The organism is Cellulomonas sp. NPDC055163, assembly GCF_053607065.1.
In genome coordinates this window covers 35,691-56,300 of record NZ_JBSGSU010000011.1, presented here as the reverse complement: position 1 = coordinate 56,300, position 20,610 = coordinate 35,691, and the positions used below count along the sequence as shown (strand labels likewise).

Sequence of the window (20,610 nt, the reverse complement as noted above, 5' to 3'; positions counted from 1 at the left end):
CCCCGGGTCCCACCCCGTCCGGGCGCCGGCTCATGCCTGGCCTCGCAGCCGCAGGCCGCGAGGCGTCGGCGCGAAGCCGGCGGCGGCGAGCGCGCGTCCGAGCGGGCTGCGCAGCGCCTCGGCCTCGAGCAGCGCTGCCCCGTCGGCGCGGTGCAGCGTCATCCGTCCGAGGTTGCCGGTGCGCACCGCGTCCGCGAGCCGGCCCGCCGCCACCTCGAGCACCGCGGGGTCCTGCGTGAACGTGAGCACGGTGCGGCCCCCCCGCTCGACGTAGAGCACGAGCGCGCCGTCGACGAGCACGACGACCGCGCCGGCCTTGCGTCCCGGCCGGTGCAGGCCCGTCGCCCCGGGCGCCAGGCCGTCCGCCGCGGACGGCAGCGGCCAGGCGAGCGCCGCGCCGTACGGGTTGGCGGGGTCGGTCGCCGCGAGCGTCACGACGAACCGGGTCCGCTCGGGCTGGCTCGGGGCCGGCGACCACGGGTCGCCCGGGCCCGGCGCGCCCGTCGCGTCGTCGGCGCTCTCGGCCGCCTGCTCGCGCGCGCGCTCGACCGTCCGGGCGTCCTCACGGAGCCGGTCCACCGCGCCCGGCAGCGCGAACTGGGAGCCGCCGAGGTGCTCGACGAAGTACCCGCGGCGGACCTGGCCGGCCTGCTCGAGCGCCGCGAGCACGCGGTACACGGCACCGAACTGCGCCGTGACCCCCTCGGCCGGTGCGACGGCGCGGGTCAGGACGCCGTGCCGGTCGAGGAGCTGCGCTGCGAGGGCGTGCGCCCGCAGCGTCGGGTCGCTCTCGCGCTCCGGCAGCAGCGACCACCGGCCGCCGGCCTCCGCGAGCAGCGCGGAGGCGGGCCGGGGGGTCCCGCGCGGGGCGAGGGAGGCCGAGCGCAGGCCGAAGCGTGCCGCGCCGCCGAGGTTCCGGCTGCGGGCCGCCGGTGCCTTGGTGCGGTGTGCCGTGGCACCCGTGCCGAGCCGCGCCCGGAGCACGGCCAGGCCGTCGTTCGTCACGTGCCCGGCCCAGACGAGGTCCCAGAGCGCCGCGGTGAGCGTGCTCTGCGACGCGGTCGGGGCGCCGCCGGTCCCGACGTCCGCGGGAGGACCCGAGGTCCCCGCGCCGTTCGCCGTCGACGCGCTCCGGCCGTCCGCCGGGACGTCCGGATCCGGCGGGCCGTCCGCCGCGAGGATCTCCCGCACCCGCGCCAGCAGCCCTCCGACGAAGTACGCGCCCCCGCCGGCGAGCGCGGCGAGGGTCGCCCGGTGCAACGGGGTGTCGAGGAACCCGTCGGCGTCGACCGGCACGGCGAGGGGCAGCGTGAGGTCGGCGACGGCCGCGGGGTGCAGGCTCACGAGCCCGTCGTGCCCCGCGAGCGCACCGTGCCCCGCCCACAGCACCTCGCCCGCGGCGGTGAGCTCGTCGAGCATCGCGGGGGAGTAGTCCGCGACGCGCACCGGCAGGATGTGCGTCTCGAGAGCCGACGCCGGGACGGCCGCGCCCGCGAGCTGCTCGACGGCGCGGGCGAGCCCGTCGATGCCGCGCAGGCCCCCAGTGCGTCGTGGGCTCGGGTCGATGCCCTGCCACCGGGGCAGGAAGACCCCGAGCGCCTGCTGGTCGACCGGCTCGACCTCGGCCCGCAGCGCCGCGAGCGAGCGCCGGCGCAGCTGTCGCAGCACCTCGGCGTCGCAGTACTCGTCGCCGGTCCCGCCGAGCTCGTCCGGCCGCAGCCGGCCCTGCACCAGCACCCCGGTCTGCTCGAGGCGGCGCAGCACCTCCGTCACGACGGCGACGCCGAGGCCGAACCGCGCCGCGACCTGGGCGGCCGGGAACGGCCCGTGCGTGCGGGCGTGACGGCGCACGAGGTCGCCGAGCGGGTCGGGACGGACCTCGGTGAACACCTCGGGCACGCCGACCGGCAGGGCGACCCCCAGGGCGTCGCGCAGGCGCCCGGCGTCCTCGATCGCGGCCCACTGCTCGCCGCGCTCCGCCTCGACCCCGCCGAGCCGGACCCGGAGCACACGCCGCGCGGTCTCGAGCTCGGCGAGCCACTCCGGGACGTTCGCGCGCTCGGCCTCGACGGTCCGTGCCTGCGCGTCGGCGGTCGTCAGCGGGCCGTGGCGGCGGACCACATCGGCGAGGGCCTCGAGCGTGCGCGCCTGACGATCGGGGGCCGTCCCTGCCAGCTCGGCCTCGGTGCGCTGGACCGCGACGGGGTCGAGCAGGTCGGCGAGCTGCGACTGCCCGGCGCCGAGCAGCTCGGCGAGGAGCGTGGGGTCGAGCGTGAGCGCGGCGGCCCGGCGCTCGGCGAGCGGCGCGTCGCCGTCGTACAGGAACTGCGCGGTGTACCCGAAGAGCAGCGACTGCGCGAACGGCGACGGCGTGGTCGTCGTGACCTCGACGACGCGGATCTTCCGGGCGGTGACGTCGCGCATGAGCGTGGTGAGCGCCGCGACGTCGAAGTCGTCCTGGAGGCACTCGCGGACCGCCTCCAGCAGGATCGGGAACTCCGGGTACTGGGCCGCGACGCTGAGCAGCTGCGCCGAGCGCTGGCGCTGCTGCCAGAGCGGCTGGCGCTTGTCGGGGCGTCGCCGCGGGAGCAGGAGCGCGCGTGCCGCGGCCTCGCGGAAGCGTGCACCGAACATCGCCGAGCCACCGAGCTCGCCGCGCACGGCGTCCGCGACCTCGTCGGCGTCGACGAGCAGGTCCTCGATCCCCACGGGCGGCGCCTCGGCGTCGTCGGCCCAGCGTGCGCCGAGCCCGTCCCCGAGCGGGAACGCCGCGTCCGAGCTCAGCATGTCGGGCAGGCGCAGCACGATCCCGTCGTCGGAGTGCATCGCCGCTGCGTCGACCCCGAAGCGCTCGCGCAGCCGGGCGGCGATGACCAGCGCCCACGGCGCGTGCACACGGGCGCCGTAGGGCGAGTGCAGGACGACGCGCCAGTCCCCGAGCTCGTCGCGGAAGCGCTCGACGACGAGCGTCGTGTCGGTCGGCAGCTGGCCGGCGGCGGCCTCCTGCTCGCGCAGGTACGACAGCAGGTTGTCGGTCGCCCAGGGGTCGAGCCCCGCTGCGGCGACCTGAGTGCGCGCCTCCTCGTCCGGTTTCGCGGCGACCTCACGGACCCACGCGCCCATCGCCCGGCCGAGCTCGGCGGGCCGGCCGGGAGCATCGCCCTTCCAGAACGGCAGGCGCCCGGGGACGCCGGGAGCCGGCGTCACGAGCACGCGGTCCGGGGTGATGTCGTCGATGCGCCACGTGCTCGAGCCGAGGGTGAACGTGTCGCCGACGCGGGACTCGTAGACCATCTCCTCGTCGAGCTCGCCGACGCGCTTGCCGCCGCGCAGCTGACCACCCGTGCGCTCGGCGTCGACGGGGACGTCGCTCGTCGTCGCGCCGCTCGCCAGGAACACCCCGTACAGGCCGCGGTCGGGGATCGTGCCGCCGCTCGTCACCGCCAGCCGCAGCGCCCCCGGCCGCCCGCTCAGGACGTCGCGCGCGCGGTCCCACACGATCCGCGGCCGCAGCTCGGCGAACTCCTCGCTCGGGTAGCGGCCCGCGAGCATGTCGAGGACCGCGTGCAGCGTCGCGTCGCCGAGACCGCTGTACGGCGCGGCCCGCCGGACGACGGCGGCGAGGTCCGCGACGCTCCAGTCCTCGGTCGCGACCATCGCGACGACCTGCTGCGCGAGCACGTCGAGCGGGTTCGCGGGGACGTGCAGCGCCTCGAGCTCGCCGCGCCGCATGCGCGTGGCGGTCACAGCGGCGGGCACGAGCTCGCCGCGGAACGTCGGGAACATGATCCCGTGCGAGACCGCGCCGACCTGGTGGCCGGCACGGCCCACGCGCTGCAGCCCGCTCGCGACCGACGGGGGAGCGCCGACCTGGACGACGAGGTCGACGGCGCCCATGTCGATGCCGAGCTCGAGCGAGCTCGTCGCGACGACCGCCGGGAGGCGCCCCGCCTTGAGCTCGGTCTCCGTCCGGGTGCGTTCCGCGCGGCTCATCGAGCCGTGGTGCGCCCGCGCCAGGATGGTCGAGGCGTCCCGGGTGTCCACGCCCACCGCGGTGCCGGACTGCGCGGGCGCGGCCGCGGGCTGGAGCTCCCCGGGGTCGGGCACGTCCTCGCCCTGCCGCTCGGCCCACACCTCGTTCATGCGGGCCGTGAGCCGCTCGGCCCCGCGCCGGGAGTTCGTGAACACCAGGGTCGAGCGGTGCTCGGCCACGAGGTCGACGACGCGCTCCTCGACGTGGGGCCAGATCGACGGGCGCGGTGGGGCCCCCGCGGCGGGGCCGGTCAGGTCGACCTCGCCGGGCGGGAGCGCGTCGGGCCCCGGGGTACCCACCGACGGGGCCGAGGCCAGGTCCGCGAGGTCGGGCACGGGCACGACGACGTCGACCTCGATCCGCTTGGTCGAGGGCGGCTGCACGACGACGACGCGCCTGCCGCCGTCCGCGTGCGCCCGCGCCCCGCCGAGGAAGGCGGCGACCGCGTCGACCGGCCGGACGGTCGCGGACAGGCCGATGCGCTGTGCCGGTCCCGGGCCGCCGGGCCGGTCGAGGAGCGCGTCGAGCCGTTCGAGCGAGACGGCGAGGTGGGCGCCGCGCTTGGTCCCGGCGACGGCGTGGATCTCGTCGAGGATCACGGTGCGCACGCCCGACAGCCCGGCGCGCGCGGCGGAGGTGAGGACGAGGAACAGCGACTCGGGGGTCGTGATGAGGATGTCGGGCGGCTTGGTCGCGAACGCGCGGCGCTCGGCGGGCGGCGTGTCGCCCGTGCGGACCCCGACGCTCACGTCGGCGATCGGTCGGCCCGCGCGGGTGGCGGCCTGGCGGATGCCGACGAGCGGGGAGCGCAGGTTCCGCTCGACGTCGGTCGCGAGCGCCTTGAGCGGGGAGACGTACAGGACGCGGCACCGCTGCGTCGGGTCCTCGGGCTCGGCGGCCGCCGCGCGCGGGGCGGACGCGTCACCGGACGTCGCCCGCGTGCCCGGGGCGGGGCCGCCGAGGAGGCCGTCGAGCGCCCAGAGGAACGCCGCGAGGGTCTTGCCGGAGCCCGTCGGGGCGACGACCAGCGCGTGCTCTCCCGACGAGACCGCCTCCCACGCGCCGACCTGCGCCGTCGTCGGACCGGCGAACGCGTCCGTGAACCAGTCCCGGGTGGGCGCGGAGAAGCGCCCGAGCACCTCCGCAGCCTGCGTCGCCTCGTCCACCGGGCCATTGTGGCTGGCCGCGCCCACACCGGCCGGTCGAGCGCACCTGCGACGTGGCGGCAGCCCCGTGCGCGCCGCGTCGGAGCCGGCGCGGCGGGGTCGGGTGCCCGGCGCCGTGCCGCCCCGGTCGCGGTGGCCGGGCGGAGCAGGCGGCCCGCGTCGCACCGGCGTGCGTGCGCCGTGGACGCGGGGCTGCGCGCCGGGTGGCAGGCTGGGCCCGTGCGATACCGCGAGTTCTGGCAGCTGGTCGACGAGGTGCTCGGCAGCGCGCACGGTCGTGCGCTCGCGCGGGACCTCGTCCTGTTCGAGCTGCAGGGCCGGACGGCGGTGCAGGCGCTCGACGACGGCGAGGAGCCGCGCGACGTCTGGCACGCGCTGTGCGACGCGATGGAGATCCCTGACGCGCGGCGCTGGGGCTCGGCGGCACGGCAGGCACCGCCCCGGCGCTGAGCCGGCGGCGGGCCTGAGCTGAGTGCGGGGCCGGGGGCGGACCGGCGGTGAGCCGGGTTCGGAGCCGGGTCCGGCTCGGGGTGAGCCGGGGCGGGGTCGAGGGCGGCCCGGAGCTCCGGGGCGGATCGCCGACCAGGGTCCGGGGGAGCACGCGTCCCGCCACGCCCCGCGTGTCGCACCGCATCGAACACCTGTTCGGGTAACGTGGTGCGCGGTGAGGGCGTCGGCGGTCCTGCGACCCGGGTCGACCGGGCGGAGGGCGGTCCACCAGCGCGGGGAGACCCGGGCTGTGGACAGCGCGCGGACGGATGTCGGTGGTCGGGCATAGCGTCACCCGCAGTCAACAGACCAGCCCCAGACGAGGTGCAGCGACCGCGCTGCTCGAGACCACGAGGTGTGACATGGCAGCTCCCCAGGACCGGACGAAGGCCCTCGAGGCCGCGCTCGGACAGATCGACCGGCAGTTCGGCAAGGGCTCGATCATGCGCCTCGGCGACGAGGGCCGCGCACCCGTCGAGGTCATCCCGACGGGCTCGATCGCGCTCGACATCGCGCTCGGCATCGGCGGCCTGCCGCGCGGCCGTGTCGTCGAGATCTACGGCCCGGAGTCCTCGGGCAAGACGACCGTCGCGCTCCACGCCGTCGCCAACGCGCAGCGGGCCGGCGGGATCGCGGCCTTCATCGACGCCGAGCACGCGCTCGACCCCGAGTACGCGAAGAAGCTCGGCGTCGACACCGACGCGCTGCTCGTCTCGCAGCCGGACACCGGTGAGCAGGCGCTCGAGATCATGGACATGCTGATCCGGTCGGGCGCGATCGACATCGTCGTCATCGACTCGGTCGCCGCGCTCGTGCCCAAGGCCGAGATCGAGGGCGAGATGGGCGACAGCCACGTCGGCCTCCAGGCCCGGCTCATGTCGCAGGCGCTGCGCAAGATCACCGGTGCGCTGAACTCCTCGGGCACCACGGCGATCTTCATCAACCAGCTCCGCGAGAAGATCGGCGTGTTCTTCGGCTCGCCCGAGACCACGACGGGTGGCAAGGCGCTCAAGTTCTACGCGTCCGTCCGCATGGACATCCGCCGCATCGAGACCCTCAAGGAGGGGACCGAGGCCGTCGGCAACCGCACGCGCATCAAGGTCGTCAAGAACAAGATGGCGCCGCCGTTCAAGCAGGCCGAGTTCGACATCCTCTACGGCGTGGGCATCTCGCGCGAAGGTGGCCTGATCGACATGGGCGTCGAGCACGGGTTCATCCGCAAGTCCGGTGCCTGGTACACGTACGAGGGCGATCAGCTCGGTCAGGGCAAGGAGAACGCGCGAGGCTTCCTGCGCGACAACCCCGACCTGGCGAACGAGATCGAGAAGAAGATCAAGGAGAAGCTCGGCGTCGGTGCGAAGCTCGACGCACCCGCCGACGCCGACCCCAAGGTCGGCTTCTGACCGGGCGACCGATGCGGGGCCGGGGCGGGCGGCGCGGCGACGAGCCGCCCGCCTCCGGCGCGTCCGGGCTCGGTCAGGAGGCGGACCCGGAGTCGGTCGCCCGGGCCGTCGCCCTGCGCCTCCTCGCGAGCTCGGCTCGTAGCCGGGCGCAGCTCGCGGAGGCGATGCAGCGCAAGGACGTCCCGGACGACGTCGCGGCGCGCGTGCTCGACCGGTTCACCGAGGTCGGGCTGATCGACGACGCGGAGTACGCGCGGATGCTCGTGCGCACGCGGCACGCCGAGCGCGGGCTGTCCCGCCGGGCGATCGGCGTCGAGCTCCGCCGGCGCGGCATCGACGACGAGGTCGCGTCCGACGCGCTCGGCGAGGTGGACGACGAGGACGAGGAGGAGGCAGCGCGCGCGCTGGTCCGGCGCAAGCTGGCCTCGACCGCCCGGCTCGACCCGCAGGTCCGCGCGCGGCGCACGTTCGCTGCGCTCGGCCGGCGTGGGTACCCGTCGGCCCTCGTCTCCCGGCTCGTGCGCGAGGCGCTCGCCGAGGAGGGCGCGGAGGTCGGCGACGTCGCCGAGGACATCGCCCGCGGGGAGTGACGGAGGTCCGTAGGCACTGAGCGTGCCGGAGGACGCCGCGCGCCGCGGCGCCGGACGTGGAGCGCGTGCGGGAGAATGCTCCGGAGGGCTCCACGCGACATCCGGGTCGCGGACCTCGCAGCAGCGCCGGAGGGTGGACACGTCGATGGGTGAGCTCGGGCTCGTCGTGGCTCTCCTGGGTGCCTGCCTGGTCGCACTCATCCTCGTGCTCGTCGCCCGCCGGGAGGCAGCCGAGCAGCGCCGGCAGGCGAAGGCGGACGTCGCGTCGATCCGCGACGACGCCCGCGCACTGCTGGCGGACGCCGAGCGCAGAGAGGCGCGCCTCGTGGAACGGGAGCGCGCAGTCGCAGCCGACCAGAAGGCCGTCGCCGAGTCCGAGCGCACGGCACGAGAGCGGCAGGACGGCCTCGCCGCCGCCGAGCGTGAGGTGGCCGAGCGCCGCTCGTCGGCCGAGCGCGACGCGCGCGCCCACCTGGAGGCCGTCGCCGGCCTGACCGCCGAGGAGGCTCGCGCGGAGCTCGTCCGCCGCCTGGTCGACGAAGCGACCAACGACGCCGCGGCGCTCGTCCGTCGGGCCGAGGCCCAGGCGCGCCGGACCGCCGAGTCCCGGGCCAAGCGCATCGTCGCGGCCGCGGTCCAGCGCACCGCGGTGCCGACCAGCTCGCAGTCCGTGATCACGGTCCTGCCTCTCCCGTCCGAGGAGATGAAGGGGCGGATCATCGGCAAGGAGGGCCGCAACATCCGCACGTTCGAGGCCCTCACCGGCGTCAACGTGCTCATCGACGACACCCCGGACTCGGTCGTCCTCTCGTGCTTCGACGCGGACCGCCGTGAGGTCGCGCAGGTCACCCTCGAGGCGCTCATGTCCGACGGGCGGATCCACCCCCAGCGGATCGAGGCGGCGTACGCGGAGGCGCTCGCGGGGGCGGAGGACCGGACCGTCTCCGCGGGGCACGACGCCGCCGAGCGTGCCGGCGTCGCCGGGCTCCACCCGGACCTCGTCCGGACCATGGGCCGGCTGCGGCTGCGCACGTCGTACGGCCAGAACGTCCTCGAGCACCTCGTCGAGACCGCGCTGGTCGCCGCTGCCGTCGCGGCCGAGGTCGGGGCCGACGTCGCGACGACCCGCCGCGCCGCCTTCCTCCACGACGTCGGCAAGGCGCTCACCGCGGAGGTCGAGGGCACGCACGCCACGGTCGGCGCCGACCTGGCGCGGCGGTGCGGGGAGTCGCCCGCGGTCGTCAACGCCATCGCAGCGCACCACGAGGAGGTCCCGGCCGAGACGGTCGAGGCGGTGCTCGTGCAGGCGTCCGACGCGATCTCGGCCGCCCGTCCCGGCGCACGCCGTGAGGAGCTCGACCAGTACGTCGAGCGGATGGACAAGCTCGAGCAGCTCGTGACCGCCCACAGCGGGGTGCGGCGGGCGCTCGCGATGTCCGCGGGGCGCGAGGTCCGCGTCGTCGTCGAGCCGTCGGAGGTCGACGACTACGCGCTGCCGCAGCTCGCGGTCGCGATCGCGAAGCACATCGAGGCGGACCTGCAGTACCCCGGCGAGATCAAGGTGACGGTCGTCCGCGAGATCCGCGCGAGCGCGACCGCCGGCTGACCACGCTCGGACGACGCACGCCGGGCTTGCCCGCCGCGCCTCCGGTCGCCCCGGCCGTGCGACGGAACCCATGTGCTGCGGTGCCCGTGCTGCTCGGGCCGCGGCGTCACGCCGCCATGACGAGACGCCGCGGCCCTAAGTCGCCCCGGCGGGTCGATTCAGAGGCGCTTCGCCGGGACGCGGCGGCCCGGTCCCGTGTCGCCGCGGCGAGACTCTCGGTCGCGCGTCACCGAGACGCGGCGGCTCGGTCCCGGGTCGCCGCGACGGAACTCCTCAGTCGCGCGTCGCCACGACGAGGCTCGGCGCCTCGGCCTTCGCGCGCCCGCTCGTGCGCCGCCCCATCCGCTGCCCCACCCACGGCGCGGCCTTCGTCAGGGCGTAGTTGATGACGATGAACACCACGGCGGCGACGGCCAGGGCCTGGAGGATGTTGCCGTTCGCGGAGCCGACCTGGCGGGCCTCCTGCAGCAGCTCGCGGTACGTGATGATGTAGCCGAGCGCGGTGTCCTTGAGGATGACGACGAGCTGGCTGACCAGCGCCGGGAGCATCGCGATGAGGGCCTGGGGCACCTCGACCGACCGCAGCGACTGCGGGCCGGTGAGCCCGGTGGCGAGCGCGGCCTCGCGCTGACCGCGCGGCAGCCCGTGCACACCGGACCGCACGAGCTCGGCGAAGACGGAGCCGTTGTAGAGCACGAGCGCGGTGACGACCGCGATGAGCGGGTAGTCCCCGGGATCGATCCCGCGGACGTCGGAGAAGCCGAGCCCGAGGTAGACGAAGATCATCATGAGCAGCACGGGGACGGCACGGAAGAACTCGACGACGGTGCCGCTCAGCGTCCGCACGAGGCGCACCTCGGACAGCCGCCCGAGCCCGAACACGAGCCCGAACACCGACGACCCGACGATCGCGAGCCCGGCGGCCTTGAGGGTATTGGCCAGCCCGGGGAGCAGGAAGCTCTCCCACGTGCGCCACTCGAGGAACGGCGTCCAAAGGGCGGGCTCGAGCTGACCCTTGCGCCCGAGCTGCACGAGCAGGAGCGCGCCGATCCCGGCGACGACGAACGCGAACACCACGTTGAGCCACATCATCCGGCGGCGCGTGCGCGGCCCGGGGACGTCGAACAGGACGCTCTGAGTGCTGCTCACCGGGCCACCGCCAGTCGTCGCGAGAGGGACGTCGTCAGGAGACCGACGGGGATGACGAGGAGCACGAAGCCGAGGGCGAAGGTGAAGAAGATGGCGAGGATCACGTCGGGTCGGAACTCGATCATCGTGCGCATGAGGCCGGACGCCTCGGCGACCGACCCGGCTGCGGCGACGGTCGAGTTCTTCGTCAGCGCGATGAGCGTGTTGCCCAACGGGGCGACGGCTCCGCGGAAGGCCTGCGGGAGGATGATCAGCCGCGCCGTGGAGAGGAACCCGAGGCCGATCGCGCGTGCCGCCTCGGCCTGGCCGACGGGCACGGTGTTGACGCCCGACCGCAGAGCCTCGCACACGAACGCCGCGTGGTAGACGGAGAGCCCGAGGATCGCGAGCCGCACGAAGTTCTCGTTGAAGTCCTGTGCGAGCGTCACGCCGAGCTGGCCCCAGAGCCCGAGCACGCAGAACACGATGATGATCGTGAGCGGGGTGTTGCGGAACACGTTCACGTAGGCGGTGCCGGCCCAGCGCAGGCTCGGCAGCGGCGAGATGCGCATGACGGCGAGCACCGTGCCGAGCACGAGCGAGAGCACGGCGGCGAAGAACGTCAGCTTGATGTTGACCCAGAACGCCGCGGGGACGTCGTAGGTCTCGAACAGCGTCGCGAACTGCTCCAGGTAGGTGCCGTCCAGCGCTCTCACCTCCTCGGGTGCGTGGTGGCTCGCGTCGACCGGGACGGGGCGACGAACGGGTCCGTCGCCCCGTCCCGGTCAGGTACGGGTCAGGTCAGGTCAGGCGCAGGCCTGGACCTCGGGCGGGTTGAGCTCCTCGTTCGCCTGGTAGCCCGACGCCCCGACGTTGTCGTCGAGGATCTGCTGCCAGGTGCCGTCCTCGATGAGCTCGGTGATGGCGGTGTTGATGTCCTCGCAGGTCTCGTTGTCCTGCGGCAGCCCGACGCCGTAGTTCTCCTCGGAGAACGGGTTGCCGACGACCTTGACCTTGCCCTCGTTGGCGGGCTGGGCGGCGAGGCCGGCGAGGATGATGTCGTCGGTCGTGACCGCGTCGACCGCGCCCGCCGTGAGCGCCGTGACGCACTCGGCGTAGCTGGGCTGCTCGAGCAGGTTGGTGCCCGCGGCGTACTCGTCCTTGATGCGCTGCGCCGACGTCGAGCCGGTCACCGAGCAGAGGTTCTTGCCCTCGAGGTCCTCGGGCCCGCTGATCGAGTCGTCGTCCGCGGCGACGAGCAGGTCCTGCCCGGCGACGAAGTAGGGACCGGCGAACGCGACGGTCTCCTTGCGGGCGTCGGTGATCGAGTAGGTCGCGAAGATCATGTCGACCTGGCCGGTCTGCAGCAGGCTCTCGCGCTGCGCGGACGGCGACTCGACGAACTCGATCTGGTCCTCGGAGTACCCGAGCTTCTCCGCGACGGCACGCGCGATGTCGACGTCGAAGCCGGTGAAGTCGTCGCCGTCCTTGAAGCCGAGGCCGGGCTGGTCGAACTTGATGCCGATCCGGATCGACTCGCCGCCGCCGGAGGAGGTCTCCTCGCCGGTCGCGTCGCCGGCGGGCTCGTCGGAGCCCCCGCACGCGGTGAGGGTCAGGGCCAGGGCGGCCAGCGCCGCGGCGGTCCCCACTGTTCGTCTGCGCATTGTCAGTTCCTCTCGTTGCGGTGCACCACGGTGTCGGTGACGTTCGGTGCGCCCGGCGGGGCGGTGGCCCTGCCGGGCGGAGGTTCTCGGTGGGTTCAGTGGGTCAGGATCTTCGACAGGAAGTCGCGCGCGCGCTCGCTCCTCGGCGCCGTGAAGAAGCTCTCGGGCGTCTCCTCCTCGACGATGCGGCCGGCGTCCATGAACACGACCCGGTGCGCCGCCTTGCGCGCGAAGCCCATCTCGTGGGTCACGACCACCATGGTCATGCCCTCGCTCGCGAGGGACACCATGACGTCGAGGACCTCGTTGATCATCTCGGGGTCGAGCGCGGACGTCGGCTCGTCGAAGAGCATGACCTTGGGCTTCATCGCGAGCGCCCGGGCGATCGCGACGCGCTGCTGCTGGCCGCCGGAGAGCTGCGCGGGCAGCTTGTCGGCCTGGTTGGCGACGCCGACGCGCTCGAGCAGCGACATCGCCGTCTCGCGCGCCTGCGCCCGGGGGACGCCCTTGGCCTTGATCTGCCCGAGGGTGACGTTCTCGAGGACCGTCTTGTGGGCGAACAGGTTGAACGACTGGAACACCATGCCGACGTCGGCGCGCAGCCGCGCGAGCTGCTTGCCCTCGGCGGGCAGCGGCACGCCGTCGATCGCGATGGTGCCCGAGTCGATCGTCTCGAGGCGGTTGATCGTGCGGCACAGCGTGGACTTCCCGCTGCCCGAGGGCCCGATCACGACGACGACCTCACCGCGGTGGACGGTGAGGTCGATGTCCTGCAGGACGTGGAGCTGACCGAAGTGCTTGTTGACCCCGTCGAGGACGACGAGCGGGGCGCCCAGGGTGCGCGGCTGCCCTGCGGTCGCAGGGGCGGCGGGGGTGTCGACCATTCGACGAACCTAGGGGTGAAGTGTTGCGCCCGCTACCCACTGAGGTCACGGTCCGGCAACGTCCCGGAAATGTGCGGTTCCCCGACGGGCGGGGTCGGTGACGTGGCGACGTACCCTGGACGGCGATGTCCACGACCCTGCCCCACGTCCCGGCCGACGCCGCCGTCCTCCTCGCGGGGCGGGCCCTGCGCGACGCCGACGGCGATGATGCCCGCGACCTCGGCGTGCCCGCGCGCACCTACCTGGTCAAGACGCTGGGCTGCCAGATGAACGTGCACGACTCCGAGCACATGGCCGGGATGCTCGAGCAGGCGGGCTACGTGCGGGCGAGCGCGTCGGACACCGCCGCGGAGGCGGCCGACGTCATCGTCATCAACACGTGCGCGGTCCGCGAGAACGCCGCCGACAAGCTGTACGGCAACCTCGGCCGCCTGGCCGGAGCCAAGCGCGCGCGTCCCGGCATGCAGATCGCGGTCGGTGGCTGCCTCGCGCAGAAGGACCGTGCGGGCATCGTCGAGCGCGCTCCGTGGGTCGACGTGGTGTTCGGCACGCACAACCTCGACGCGCTCCCGGTGCTGCTCGAGCGGGCGCGGCACAACGAGCGCGCCGAGGTCGAGATCGCCGAGTCGCTCCAGGTGTTCCCCTCGACGCTGCCCACGCGGCGCGAGTCGGTGTACGCGGGCTGGGTGTCGATCAGCGTCGGCTGCAACAACACCTGCACCTTCTGCATCGTCCCGCACCTGCGCGGCAAGGAGCGCGACCGCCGGCCGGGCGAGATCCTCGCGGAGGTTCAGGCGCTCGTCGACCAGGGCGCGGTCGAGGTGACGCTGCTCGGGCAGAACGTGAACTCCTACGGCGTCGAGTTCGGGGACCGCGGTGCGTTCGCGAAGCTCCTGCGCGCCGTCGGGCGGATCGACGGGCTCGAGCGCGTCCGCTTCACCTCGCCGCACCCGGCGGCGTTCACCGACGACGTGATCGCGGCGATGGCGGAGACGCCCACGGTCATGCCGCAGCTGCACATGCCGCTGCAGTCCGGCTCGGACCGCGTGCTGCGCGCGATGCGGCGGTCGTACCGCTCCGAGAAGTTCCTCGGGATCCTCGACCGCGTGCGTGCCGTGATGCCCGATGCCGCGATCACGACCGACATCATCGTCGGGTTCCCGGGGGAGACCGAGGAGGACTTCGCCGAGACTCTGCGCGTCGTGGGGGCGGCGCGGTTCGCGTCGGCGTTCACGTTCCAGTACTCCCCGCGCCCGGGGACGCCCGCGGCCGACCTGCCCGACCAGCTGCCCAAGGCGGTGGTCCAGGAGCGCTACGTGCGCCTCGCGGCCCTGCAGGACCGGATCTCCGCCGAGGAGAACCAGGCGCAGGTCGGCCGGCGCGTCGAGGTGCTCGTCGCGGACGGCGAGGGCCGCAAGGACGGTGCGACGCACCGGGTGACGGGCCGCGCTGCCGACAACCGGCTCGTGCACCTCGCGCTGCCGCCGGACCTGCCCGCCGACGACGAGCCGCGTCCGGGGGACCTCGTGACCGTGACGGTCACGCACGCGGCGCCGTACCACCTCGTGGCCGACTCGGGGGCCACCGACCCGGGGTCGTTCGCGGTGCGGCGCACGCGGGCGGGCGACGCGTGGGCGGCCCGGCAGGCGGGCGGGGAGCACGCGCACGGCACCGCGACCGACGGGCCTGCGTGCGGTACCGGCGCTCCGGCGCCCGCCGGGCCGGTCGTTCTCGGCCTGCCGACGCTCGGGGCGCCCCGCCGCTGAGGCGCCGGGGGCGCTGACGTCCCGCGGCGCGGAGGGCCTCGGCGTTGGGACACCGCGCCCGTGAGGCCGCGCCGCGCCGACGTCCGGCTGCTCTGCCGCGCTGGGACGCCTCCCGCGGGTCGCCGTCAGTTGTCGGGGATCCCCGGAGGTGCCTCGTCGCCCGGCAGGATCGCCTCGATCGCGGTGAACATCTGGACCCCTGTGCCGAGGCCGCACGCGAGCAGCTGCGCGAGCTGGATGTCGGTCACGCCCTGCTCGAGGTCGGCGGACACCTCGCTGTAGAGCGCGAGCAGGCCGTCCTCCTCGCGGACGTAGACCTTGGGCCAGATGCGCTCGCGGTTCCAGTCGTTGACCGCGAGGGCCACCGACCGGCGCTGCTCCAGGGCGAGCGAGCGGTGCCAGCGCCCGCGCACCTGGAGGATCTCGTCGTGCTCGCCCAGCAGCAGGAACCAGAACCGGCTGCCGTCCCAGGTGCCGGTGAGGTCACCGTCGTCGTCGACCAGGTAGCGGTAGCCGCGCGAGCGCAGGTAGCCCTCGATGCGGTCGCGGGACAGGGGGGTCGGGACCTCCTGGTCGCGGACGGGCGCGCGCTTCTCGGGCTTGGCGAAGCCGCCGAGCACGCGCGTGACCCAGCGGGGGAGCGCTCCGTCGCTCACGGTGCCACCCCCGCAGGGTCGGGGTACAGCTCGTCGAGCGAGTCGAAGAACATGCTGCCGGTGCTCAGGCCGCAGAAGAGCAGCTGGTTGAGCTGGTCGTCGGTCACGCCGTGCTCGAGGTCGGTCGCGACCTCGGCGACGACGTGCACCATGCCGTTGTCGCGCACGCGCGCGTACGCCTTCGGCCAGATCCTGTCGGCGTTCCACTCGTTGCACACGTCGAGCACCTCCTCGAGCCGCTCGATCGCGACCTCGCGGTGCCACTGGCCGCGGACCTGGAGGATCTCGGAGTGCTCGCCGAAGAGGAAGAAGTAGAACAGCCGCCCGCGCCACAGCCCGCCGAGGTCGCCGTCGTTGTCGACGAAGTAGCTGAACTGGTGGCGCGAGAACCACTCGGCGACCCGGGCGGCGGTCACAGGGGTCGGGACGTCGCCGGACAGCTGGACCGCGCCGAGCTCACGGGCGAGCAGCTGCGTCACGTGCTCGTGCAGCTCGTCGTCCGGGACGCCCGGACCCAGCGCCGGTGCGCCGCCGGCGCGGCGCGCGTCGTGCGGCCCCCGCAGCCCGAGCCACCGGGGGAGGCGTCGGTCCCGGAAGAAACCCATGCGCGGAAGCCTACCCGCGGAGCCCGCGAGCGGCCGGAGGTGACCGCAGGGCTGGGCCGGACGGGTGGTTCGTCCCGGTCCGTCCGGCTTCGCGCCGCCGGGTCGGTGCGGGCGGCTAGTCTCGTGCGGCACGGTCCAGGTCCGTGGCGCTCGTGCGCCGCGCGGCCCCGGAAGGGCACGACGCGCCGGCCACGGCGCGCACGAGACGACGAGGTTCCCATGGGTTTCTTCACCAAGCCGGAAGCGGGCGCCGCAGCGCAGCCGGTGCTCGCGCCGCTGAGCCACCAGCGCATCATCGACCGCCTCGACGCGCAGGGCTTCACGTACGGCGTGGACGACGACGGCGACATCGGCGGACGGTGGGACGACCACCTGTTCTACTTCTTCCGCCTGGGTGCCGACGGCGAGTTCCTCCAGGTCCGTGGCCGGTGGACGCGCGAGGTCCCCGTGAGCGAGGCCGACGCGCTGACCCGTGCGACGAACCAGTGGAACCTCGACACCCTCTGGCCCAAGGCGTACGTCCGGGTCGAGGGCGACGACGTCGGTGTGTACGCCGAGCACGTCGTGAGCTACGAGCACGGGCTGACCGACGAGCAGCTCGACCTGCACATGGCGTGCGGCATCAGCACCGCGCTGCAGCTCTTCGCGCACCTCGACGACCTCTACCCGCAGGCCGCGGAGACGGCGAAGGCGCAGCTGGCGGCGTACCGCGCGAGCGACGACGACTGAGGTGGGGGAGCCCTCGACCGGCCAGGCCTTCCAGGTCGACCTGCGCGGCGTCGTCGACCTGCTCGCGCGGCACCTGTACTCCGGCCCGCGCGTGTACCTGCGCGAGCTGCTGCAGAACGGCGTCGACGCGATCACGGCGCGGCGCGCGCTCGACCCGTCGGCGCCCGCGACGGTTCGGCTGCGCACCGCGCCGGACGGGGCCCTCGAGGTGACCGACTCCGGGATCGGGCTGACCCTCGGGGAGGCGCGCGAGCTGCTCGCGACGATCGGCCGGAGCTCGAAGCGCGACCTCGAGGTCGGGATCGGGCGCGAGGAGTTCCTCGGGCAGTTCGGCATCGGGCTGCTCTCGGCGTTCATGGTGGCCGACGAGATCGAGCTCGTGTCCCGGACGGCGCGCGGCACGGGCGAGCCGCCGGTGCGCTGGCGTGGCCACGCGGACGGCAGCTACGAGCTCGCCGAGCTCGCGGCCGACGCCGACGTGCCGGTCGGCAGCACCGTGCGCCTGCGGCCGCGGCGCGACCTCGAGCACTGGCTCGCGCACGACACGGTCGTCGCCCTCGCACGCGACTTCGGCTCGCTCCTGCCGGTCGACGTCGCGGTCCAGGTCGACGTCGACGGGGCGACCGCGTGGCGGAGGCTCACCGAGCCCGACCTGCCGTGGCGGCGCCGGTACGCCTCGCCCGAGGAGCGTTCCGAGGCGCTCTCGCGGTACTGCGAGCGCACGCTCGGGTTCACCCCGCTCGCGCACGTGGATCTCGAGGTGCCCCTCGCCGGGGTCAGCGGTGTCGCGTTCGTGCTGCCCGCCGCGGTGCCGCCGACGGGCTCGGGGACCCACCGCGCGTACCTCAAGCGCATGCTGCTCGGCCCGCGCGTCGAGGGCCTGCTGCCGGAGTGGGCGTTCTTCGTCCGGTGCGTCGTCGACGCGACGGGCCTGCGCCCCACGGCGTCGCGCGAGCAGCTGTACTCCGACGAGGTGCTGCTCGCCGCGCGCGACGCCCTCGGTGAGCAGGTGCGCACCTGGACCCTCGCGACGCTGCGGGAGCGCTCGCCGCTCGCGCGCGCGTTCGTCGAGGCCCACCACCTCGCGGTGCGTGCGCTCGCGACGACCGACGACGCGATGCTCGAGCTCGTCGCCGACGTGCTGCCGTACGAGACGACCGACGGGCAGCTGACGCTCGCGGAGGTGCACGAGGCGCACGGTGACGTGCTCTACGCACCGACGGTCGAGGAGTTCCGGCGCATCGCCCCGGTCGCCCGCGCGCAGGGCCTCGGGGTCGTCAACGCGGGGTACGTGTACGACGCGGACCTGCTCGCCCGGCTCGCCGACCGGCGGCCGACGTGGGGCGTGCGACCGCTCGGGGCGCAGGACGTCGACCAGGTCCTCGCGCCGCTCCCGCCCGTGCGCGAGCTCGAGCTGCTCCCGGTGGTCCAGGCGGCGGACGCGGTGCTCGCACCGCACGACTGCGAGGTCGCGCTGCGCACCTTCGAGCCGGTCGAGCTCCCCGCGATGCTGCTGCACGACCGCGCCGGTGACCACGAGCGCGAGCTCTCGCGGACCGTCAGGGAGGCCGACGACCTCTGGGGCGAGGTGCTCGCCGGGTTCGGCGGGACCGCACGCTCGCGCCAGCTCGTGCTCAACTGTGCGAACCCGCTCGTCGAGGACCTGCTCGCTGCGCCGTCCGGCGCGGTGCGCGACGCCGGGCTGGAGTCGCTGTACGTCTCGGCGCTCCTGCTGGCGGGCGAACCGCTGCGCGCACGTGAGGTCGCGACCATGAACGCCTCGCTCTCGGTGCTGCTGCGTGCCGGCCTCCGCGGGGCCGACCCCACGCACTGACCCCCTCGCCCCTGCACCCCGTCCCTTCCTCGGTGAGCGCGCCCGCCGCGCCGCTCGTCCGTCACCCCCGGAGACCCCATGAGCCGCACCCTCGACTCCGCCAACCGCGAGATCTCGCGCGTCCGCGACCTGCCCTACGGCCTGGCCCGCACCCAGGCGGCCGAGCGCCAGGTCCGGCTCGTGGACTCCGAGGGGCCGGAAGACGCGCGTGCGTACGCGCTGTCCACGCTCGTCGAGGCGTACGTCTGGGGCGGTGAGGTCGACAAGGCGTACGTACCGTTCACCCGGCTCGTACGGTGGTGGGACCAGCGCCCCGACCTGTTCGACGAGCAGGACCGGCACACGCTCTTCTGGTCGTTCAAGTGGATGGTCGCGAACCTCACGGAGTTCCCGACCGTGCCCGCCGCGCAGATCGACCGCACCCTCGCCGACATGGAGCACCGGTTCGCGGTCGCGGGCAACGGCATGAACGCCGTCGCGCTCCAGAGGTTCGTGTGGTCCCGGGCGCGCGGGGCGGAGGACACTGCCGCGGCGTACGAGGCGTGGGTCGCGACGCCGCGCGACGACTTCTCGCAGTGCGAGGCGTGCGAGCCGGGGGACCGCGCGTCCTACCTGTTCGAGGTCGGGCGCACCGACGAGGGCGTCCGGCTGCTCGAGCGCACCCTCACGGAGAACCCGACCTGCGCGACGGAGCCCGCGGACATGCTGTCGCACCTCCAGCTGGCCTACCTCGAGCAGGGCCGGCTCGCGGACGCGGCGGCGACCCACCGGCGCGGGCTCGCGCACCTCGCGGACAGCCACGGCGACATGGCGGGTGCCCGTGGCCGGCACGTCGAGCTCCTGGCGCGCGGCGGGCACGGCGACCGGGCGGTGCGGATGATCTAGGCGGACCAGCGGCTGCTCACCGGCGGGGACTCGCCCGACAGCCGGCTCACGTACCTCGTGCACGTCGGCGCCGCGCTCGCGGTGCTCCGGGCCTCGGAGCCCGGGCGCACGGTCCGGCTCACGAGCGTGCGCGCCACGACCGTGGCCGAGCTCGCGGACTGGGCGCGGGCGGAGGCCGACGCGCTCGCCGCCGCGTTCGACCGTCGCAACGGGACCGACCACGTGTCCCGGCTCGTCGCCCGCGCGTGGCGGACGACCGCCGCGCCGGAGCCGCTCGAGCTCGCGGTGATCCCGGCGCAGGCACGGCGTCGCGACCGGGACACGGCAGGGACCGACCTCGCGCGTGCGGCCGGCGCCTCCGACGCGGCGGCCTCGACGCCGCCGGTCGGCGGCCCGGACGTCGCCGACCTCCTGCGGCGCGCGTCGCAGCTCGTCGACGACGGGGACCCCGCCGCAGCAGCGCCGCTCTACCTGGAGGCCGCGCAGCACGCCGAGGACGCCGGGCTGCTCGCCGACGCCGGCGCCGCGCTCGCCGAGGCCGCGCGGTGCGCCCAGGTGCTCGACGACCACGAGGGTGCGTCGTGGGCGTACTCCCGCGCGACGACCCTGCTGCGCGCCGGTGGCGCGGACCCGCTGCTCACGGCCGCGGTCGTGCGGACGCACGCGCGGTCCGCCGCCGACCTCGGGCGGGCGGACGCCGCGCTGGCCGAGGTCGAGCAGTGCCTCGACGAGCTCGCCGCACCGGGGGGGACCGCCGGAGGAGCGGAGGCCCCGGCCGACGTCCCGGGAGCCGCCGAGCTCGCCGAGCGACGCCGGGCGGAGGTCGACCGCGAGCGTGCGGAGCTCGACGACTGCGCAGCGCGCCTGCTCGCGACGCTCGGCCGCGACGGGGAGGCGGCGGCGCGCGCGGCCGCCGCCGGGGAGGCGTTCGGCGTGGCAGGGCACGTGGCGGACGCGTCGCACGCGTTCTGGCTCGCGGGCCGCCTGCACGCCGACGCCGGCGTGACGGACGCGGCGGTCGAGCACCTCGAGTCCGCCGTCGAGGGGTTCGGCCTCGTGCGCGACCGGGACCTGCGCGCCCAGGCAGCGGCGCTGCTCATCGACGTCCTGCGCCGGGCCGGTCGCGACCGTGAGGCCGACGACGTCGCGCGGGTGCTCACCGACTGAGCGGC

General features: G+C 74.8%; 16 protein-coding genes. 9 read left to right on the top strand and 7 right to left on the bottom strand.

Annotated features, from left to right (window positions below; all coding sequences use genetic code 11):
• Positions 1–30 precede the first annotated feature (30 nt).
• Positions 31–5,199 (bottom strand): Lhr family helicase, encoded by a 5,169-nt coding sequence (locus ACWFNE_RS18850; RefSeq protein WP_452123953.1) that lies wholly within the window; start codon positions 5,197–5,199, stop codon positions 31–33.
• A gap of 219 nt (positions 5,200–5,418) precedes the next feature.
• Here ACWFNE_RS18850 and ACWFNE_RS18845 point away from each other — a divergent pair, with 219 nt between their 5' ends.
• The 4 genes from ACWFNE_RS18845 (at position 5,419) to rny (ending at position 9,287) form a co-directional block, all read left to right on the top strand.
• The gene (locus ACWFNE_RS18845; RefSeq protein WP_452123952.1) at positions 5,419–5,649 is read left to right on the top strand and encodes a DUF3046 domain-containing protein; all 231 of its coding nucleotides are present in this window, start codon (positions 5,419–5,421) and stop codon (positions 5,647–5,649) included.
• Positions 5,650–6,050: 401 nt separating this feature from the next.
• Positions 6,051–7,091: a recombinase RecA gene (gene recA / locus ACWFNE_RS18840; protein ID WP_452123951.1), complete on the top strand. Its 1,041-nt coding sequence runs from the start codon at positions 6,051–6,053 to the stop codon at positions 7,089–7,091.
• Positions 7,092–7,102: 11 nt separating this feature from the next.
• Complete coding sequence (locus tag ACWFNE_RS18835) at positions 7,103–7,681, top strand: regulatory protein RecX (RefSeq protein WP_452123950.1); 579 nt, start codon at positions 7,103–7,105, stop codon at positions 7,679–7,681.
• Positions 7,682–7,826: 145 nt separating this feature from the next.
• A complete protein-coding gene (gene rny, locus ACWFNE_RS18830) occupies positions 7,827–9,287 on the top strand; it encodes a ribonuclease Y (RefSeq protein WP_452123949.1) in 1,461 nt (486 codons plus the stop codon).
• 273 nt (positions 9,288–9,560) lie between these two features.
• On the opposite strand, the gene ACWFNE_RS18825 is transcribed toward rny, so the two are convergent.
• From ACWFNE_RS18825 to ACWFNE_RS18810, 4 genes are all read right to left on the bottom strand, one after another.
• On the bottom strand, positions 9,561–10,436 hold the full coding sequence (locus ACWFNE_RS18825) for an amino acid ABC transporter permease (protein ID WP_452123948.1): 876 nt from the start codon (positions 10,434–10,436) through the stop codon (positions 9,561–9,563).
• A complete protein-coding gene (locus ACWFNE_RS18820; protein ID WP_452123988.1) occupies positions 10,433–11,122 on the bottom strand; it encodes an amino acid ABC transporter permease in 690 nt (229 codons plus the stop codon). The genes ACWFNE_RS18825 and ACWFNE_RS18820 overlap by 4 nt, the downstream gene beginning before the upstream one ends.
• Before the next feature lie 99 nt (positions 11,123–11,221).
• Entirely contained in the window at positions 11,222–12,079 is an 858-nt protein-coding gene (locus ACWFNE_RS18815) for a glutamate ABC transporter substrate-binding protein (RefSeq protein ID WP_452123947.1), read from the bottom strand.
• 95 nt (positions 12,080–12,174) lie between these two features.
• Positions 12,175–12,963: an amino acid ABC transporter ATP-binding protein gene (locus ACWFNE_RS18810; protein ID WP_452123946.1), complete on the bottom strand. Its 789-nt coding sequence runs from the start codon at positions 12,961–12,963 to the stop codon at positions 12,175–12,177.
• Between the two features lie 125 nt (positions 12,964–13,088).
• Here ACWFNE_RS18810 and miaB point away from each other — a divergent pair, with 125 nt between their 5' ends.
• The gene (miaB, locus tag ACWFNE_RS18805) at positions 13,089–14,729 is read left to right on the top strand and encodes a tRNA (N6-isopentenyl adenosine(37)-C2)-methylthiotransferase MiaB (protein ID WP_452123945.1); all 1,641 of its coding nucleotides are present in this window, start codon (positions 13,089–13,091) and stop codon (positions 14,727–14,729) included.
• A gap of 125 nt (positions 14,730–14,854) precedes the next feature.
• On the opposite strand, the gene ACWFNE_RS18800 is transcribed toward miaB, so the two are convergent.
• Together ACWFNE_RS18800 and ACWFNE_RS18795 are read right to left on the bottom strand one after the other, a co-directional pair.
• Positions 14,855–15,385, bottom strand: coding sequence for a YbjN domain-containing protein (locus ACWFNE_RS18800; protein ID WP_452123944.1), 531 nt, complete (start codon positions 15,383–15,385; stop codon positions 14,855–14,857).
• On the bottom strand, positions 15,382–15,990 hold the full coding sequence (locus ACWFNE_RS18795) for a YbjN domain-containing protein (RefSeq protein ID WP_452123943.1): 609 nt from the start codon (positions 15,988–15,990) through the stop codon (positions 15,382–15,384). The genes ACWFNE_RS18800 and ACWFNE_RS18795 overlap by 4 nt, the downstream gene beginning before the upstream one ends.
• A 219-nt stretch (positions 15,991–16,209) precedes the next feature.
• Between ACWFNE_RS18795 and ACWFNE_RS18790 the strand changes: the two genes are divergently transcribed.
• From ACWFNE_RS18790 to ACWFNE_RS18775, 4 genes are all read left to right on the top strand, one after another.
• Positions 16,210–16,719 (top strand): YbjN domain-containing protein, encoded by a 510-nt coding sequence (locus ACWFNE_RS18790; RefSeq protein ID WP_452123942.1) that lies wholly within the window; start codon positions 16,210–16,212, stop codon positions 16,717–16,719.
• Between the two features lies 1 nt (position 16,720).
• Positions 16,721–18,553, top strand: a complete 1,833-nt coding sequence (locus tag ACWFNE_RS18785) for an HSP90 family protein (protein ID WP_452123941.1) — start codon at positions 16,721–16,723, stop codon at positions 18,551–18,553.
• Positions 18,554–18,631: 78 nt separating this feature from the next.
• Positions 18,632–19,438, top strand: a complete 807-nt coding sequence (locus tag ACWFNE_RS18780) for a hypothetical protein (RefSeq protein WP_452123940.1) — start codon at positions 18,632–18,634, stop codon at positions 19,436–19,438.
• 57 nt (positions 19,439–19,495) lie between these two features.
• Positions 19,496–20,605, top strand: a complete 1,110-nt coding sequence (locus tag ACWFNE_RS18775) for a hypothetical protein (RefSeq protein WP_452123939.1) — start codon at positions 19,496–19,498, stop codon at positions 20,603–20,605.
• Positions 20,606–20,610 lie beyond the last annotated feature (5 nt).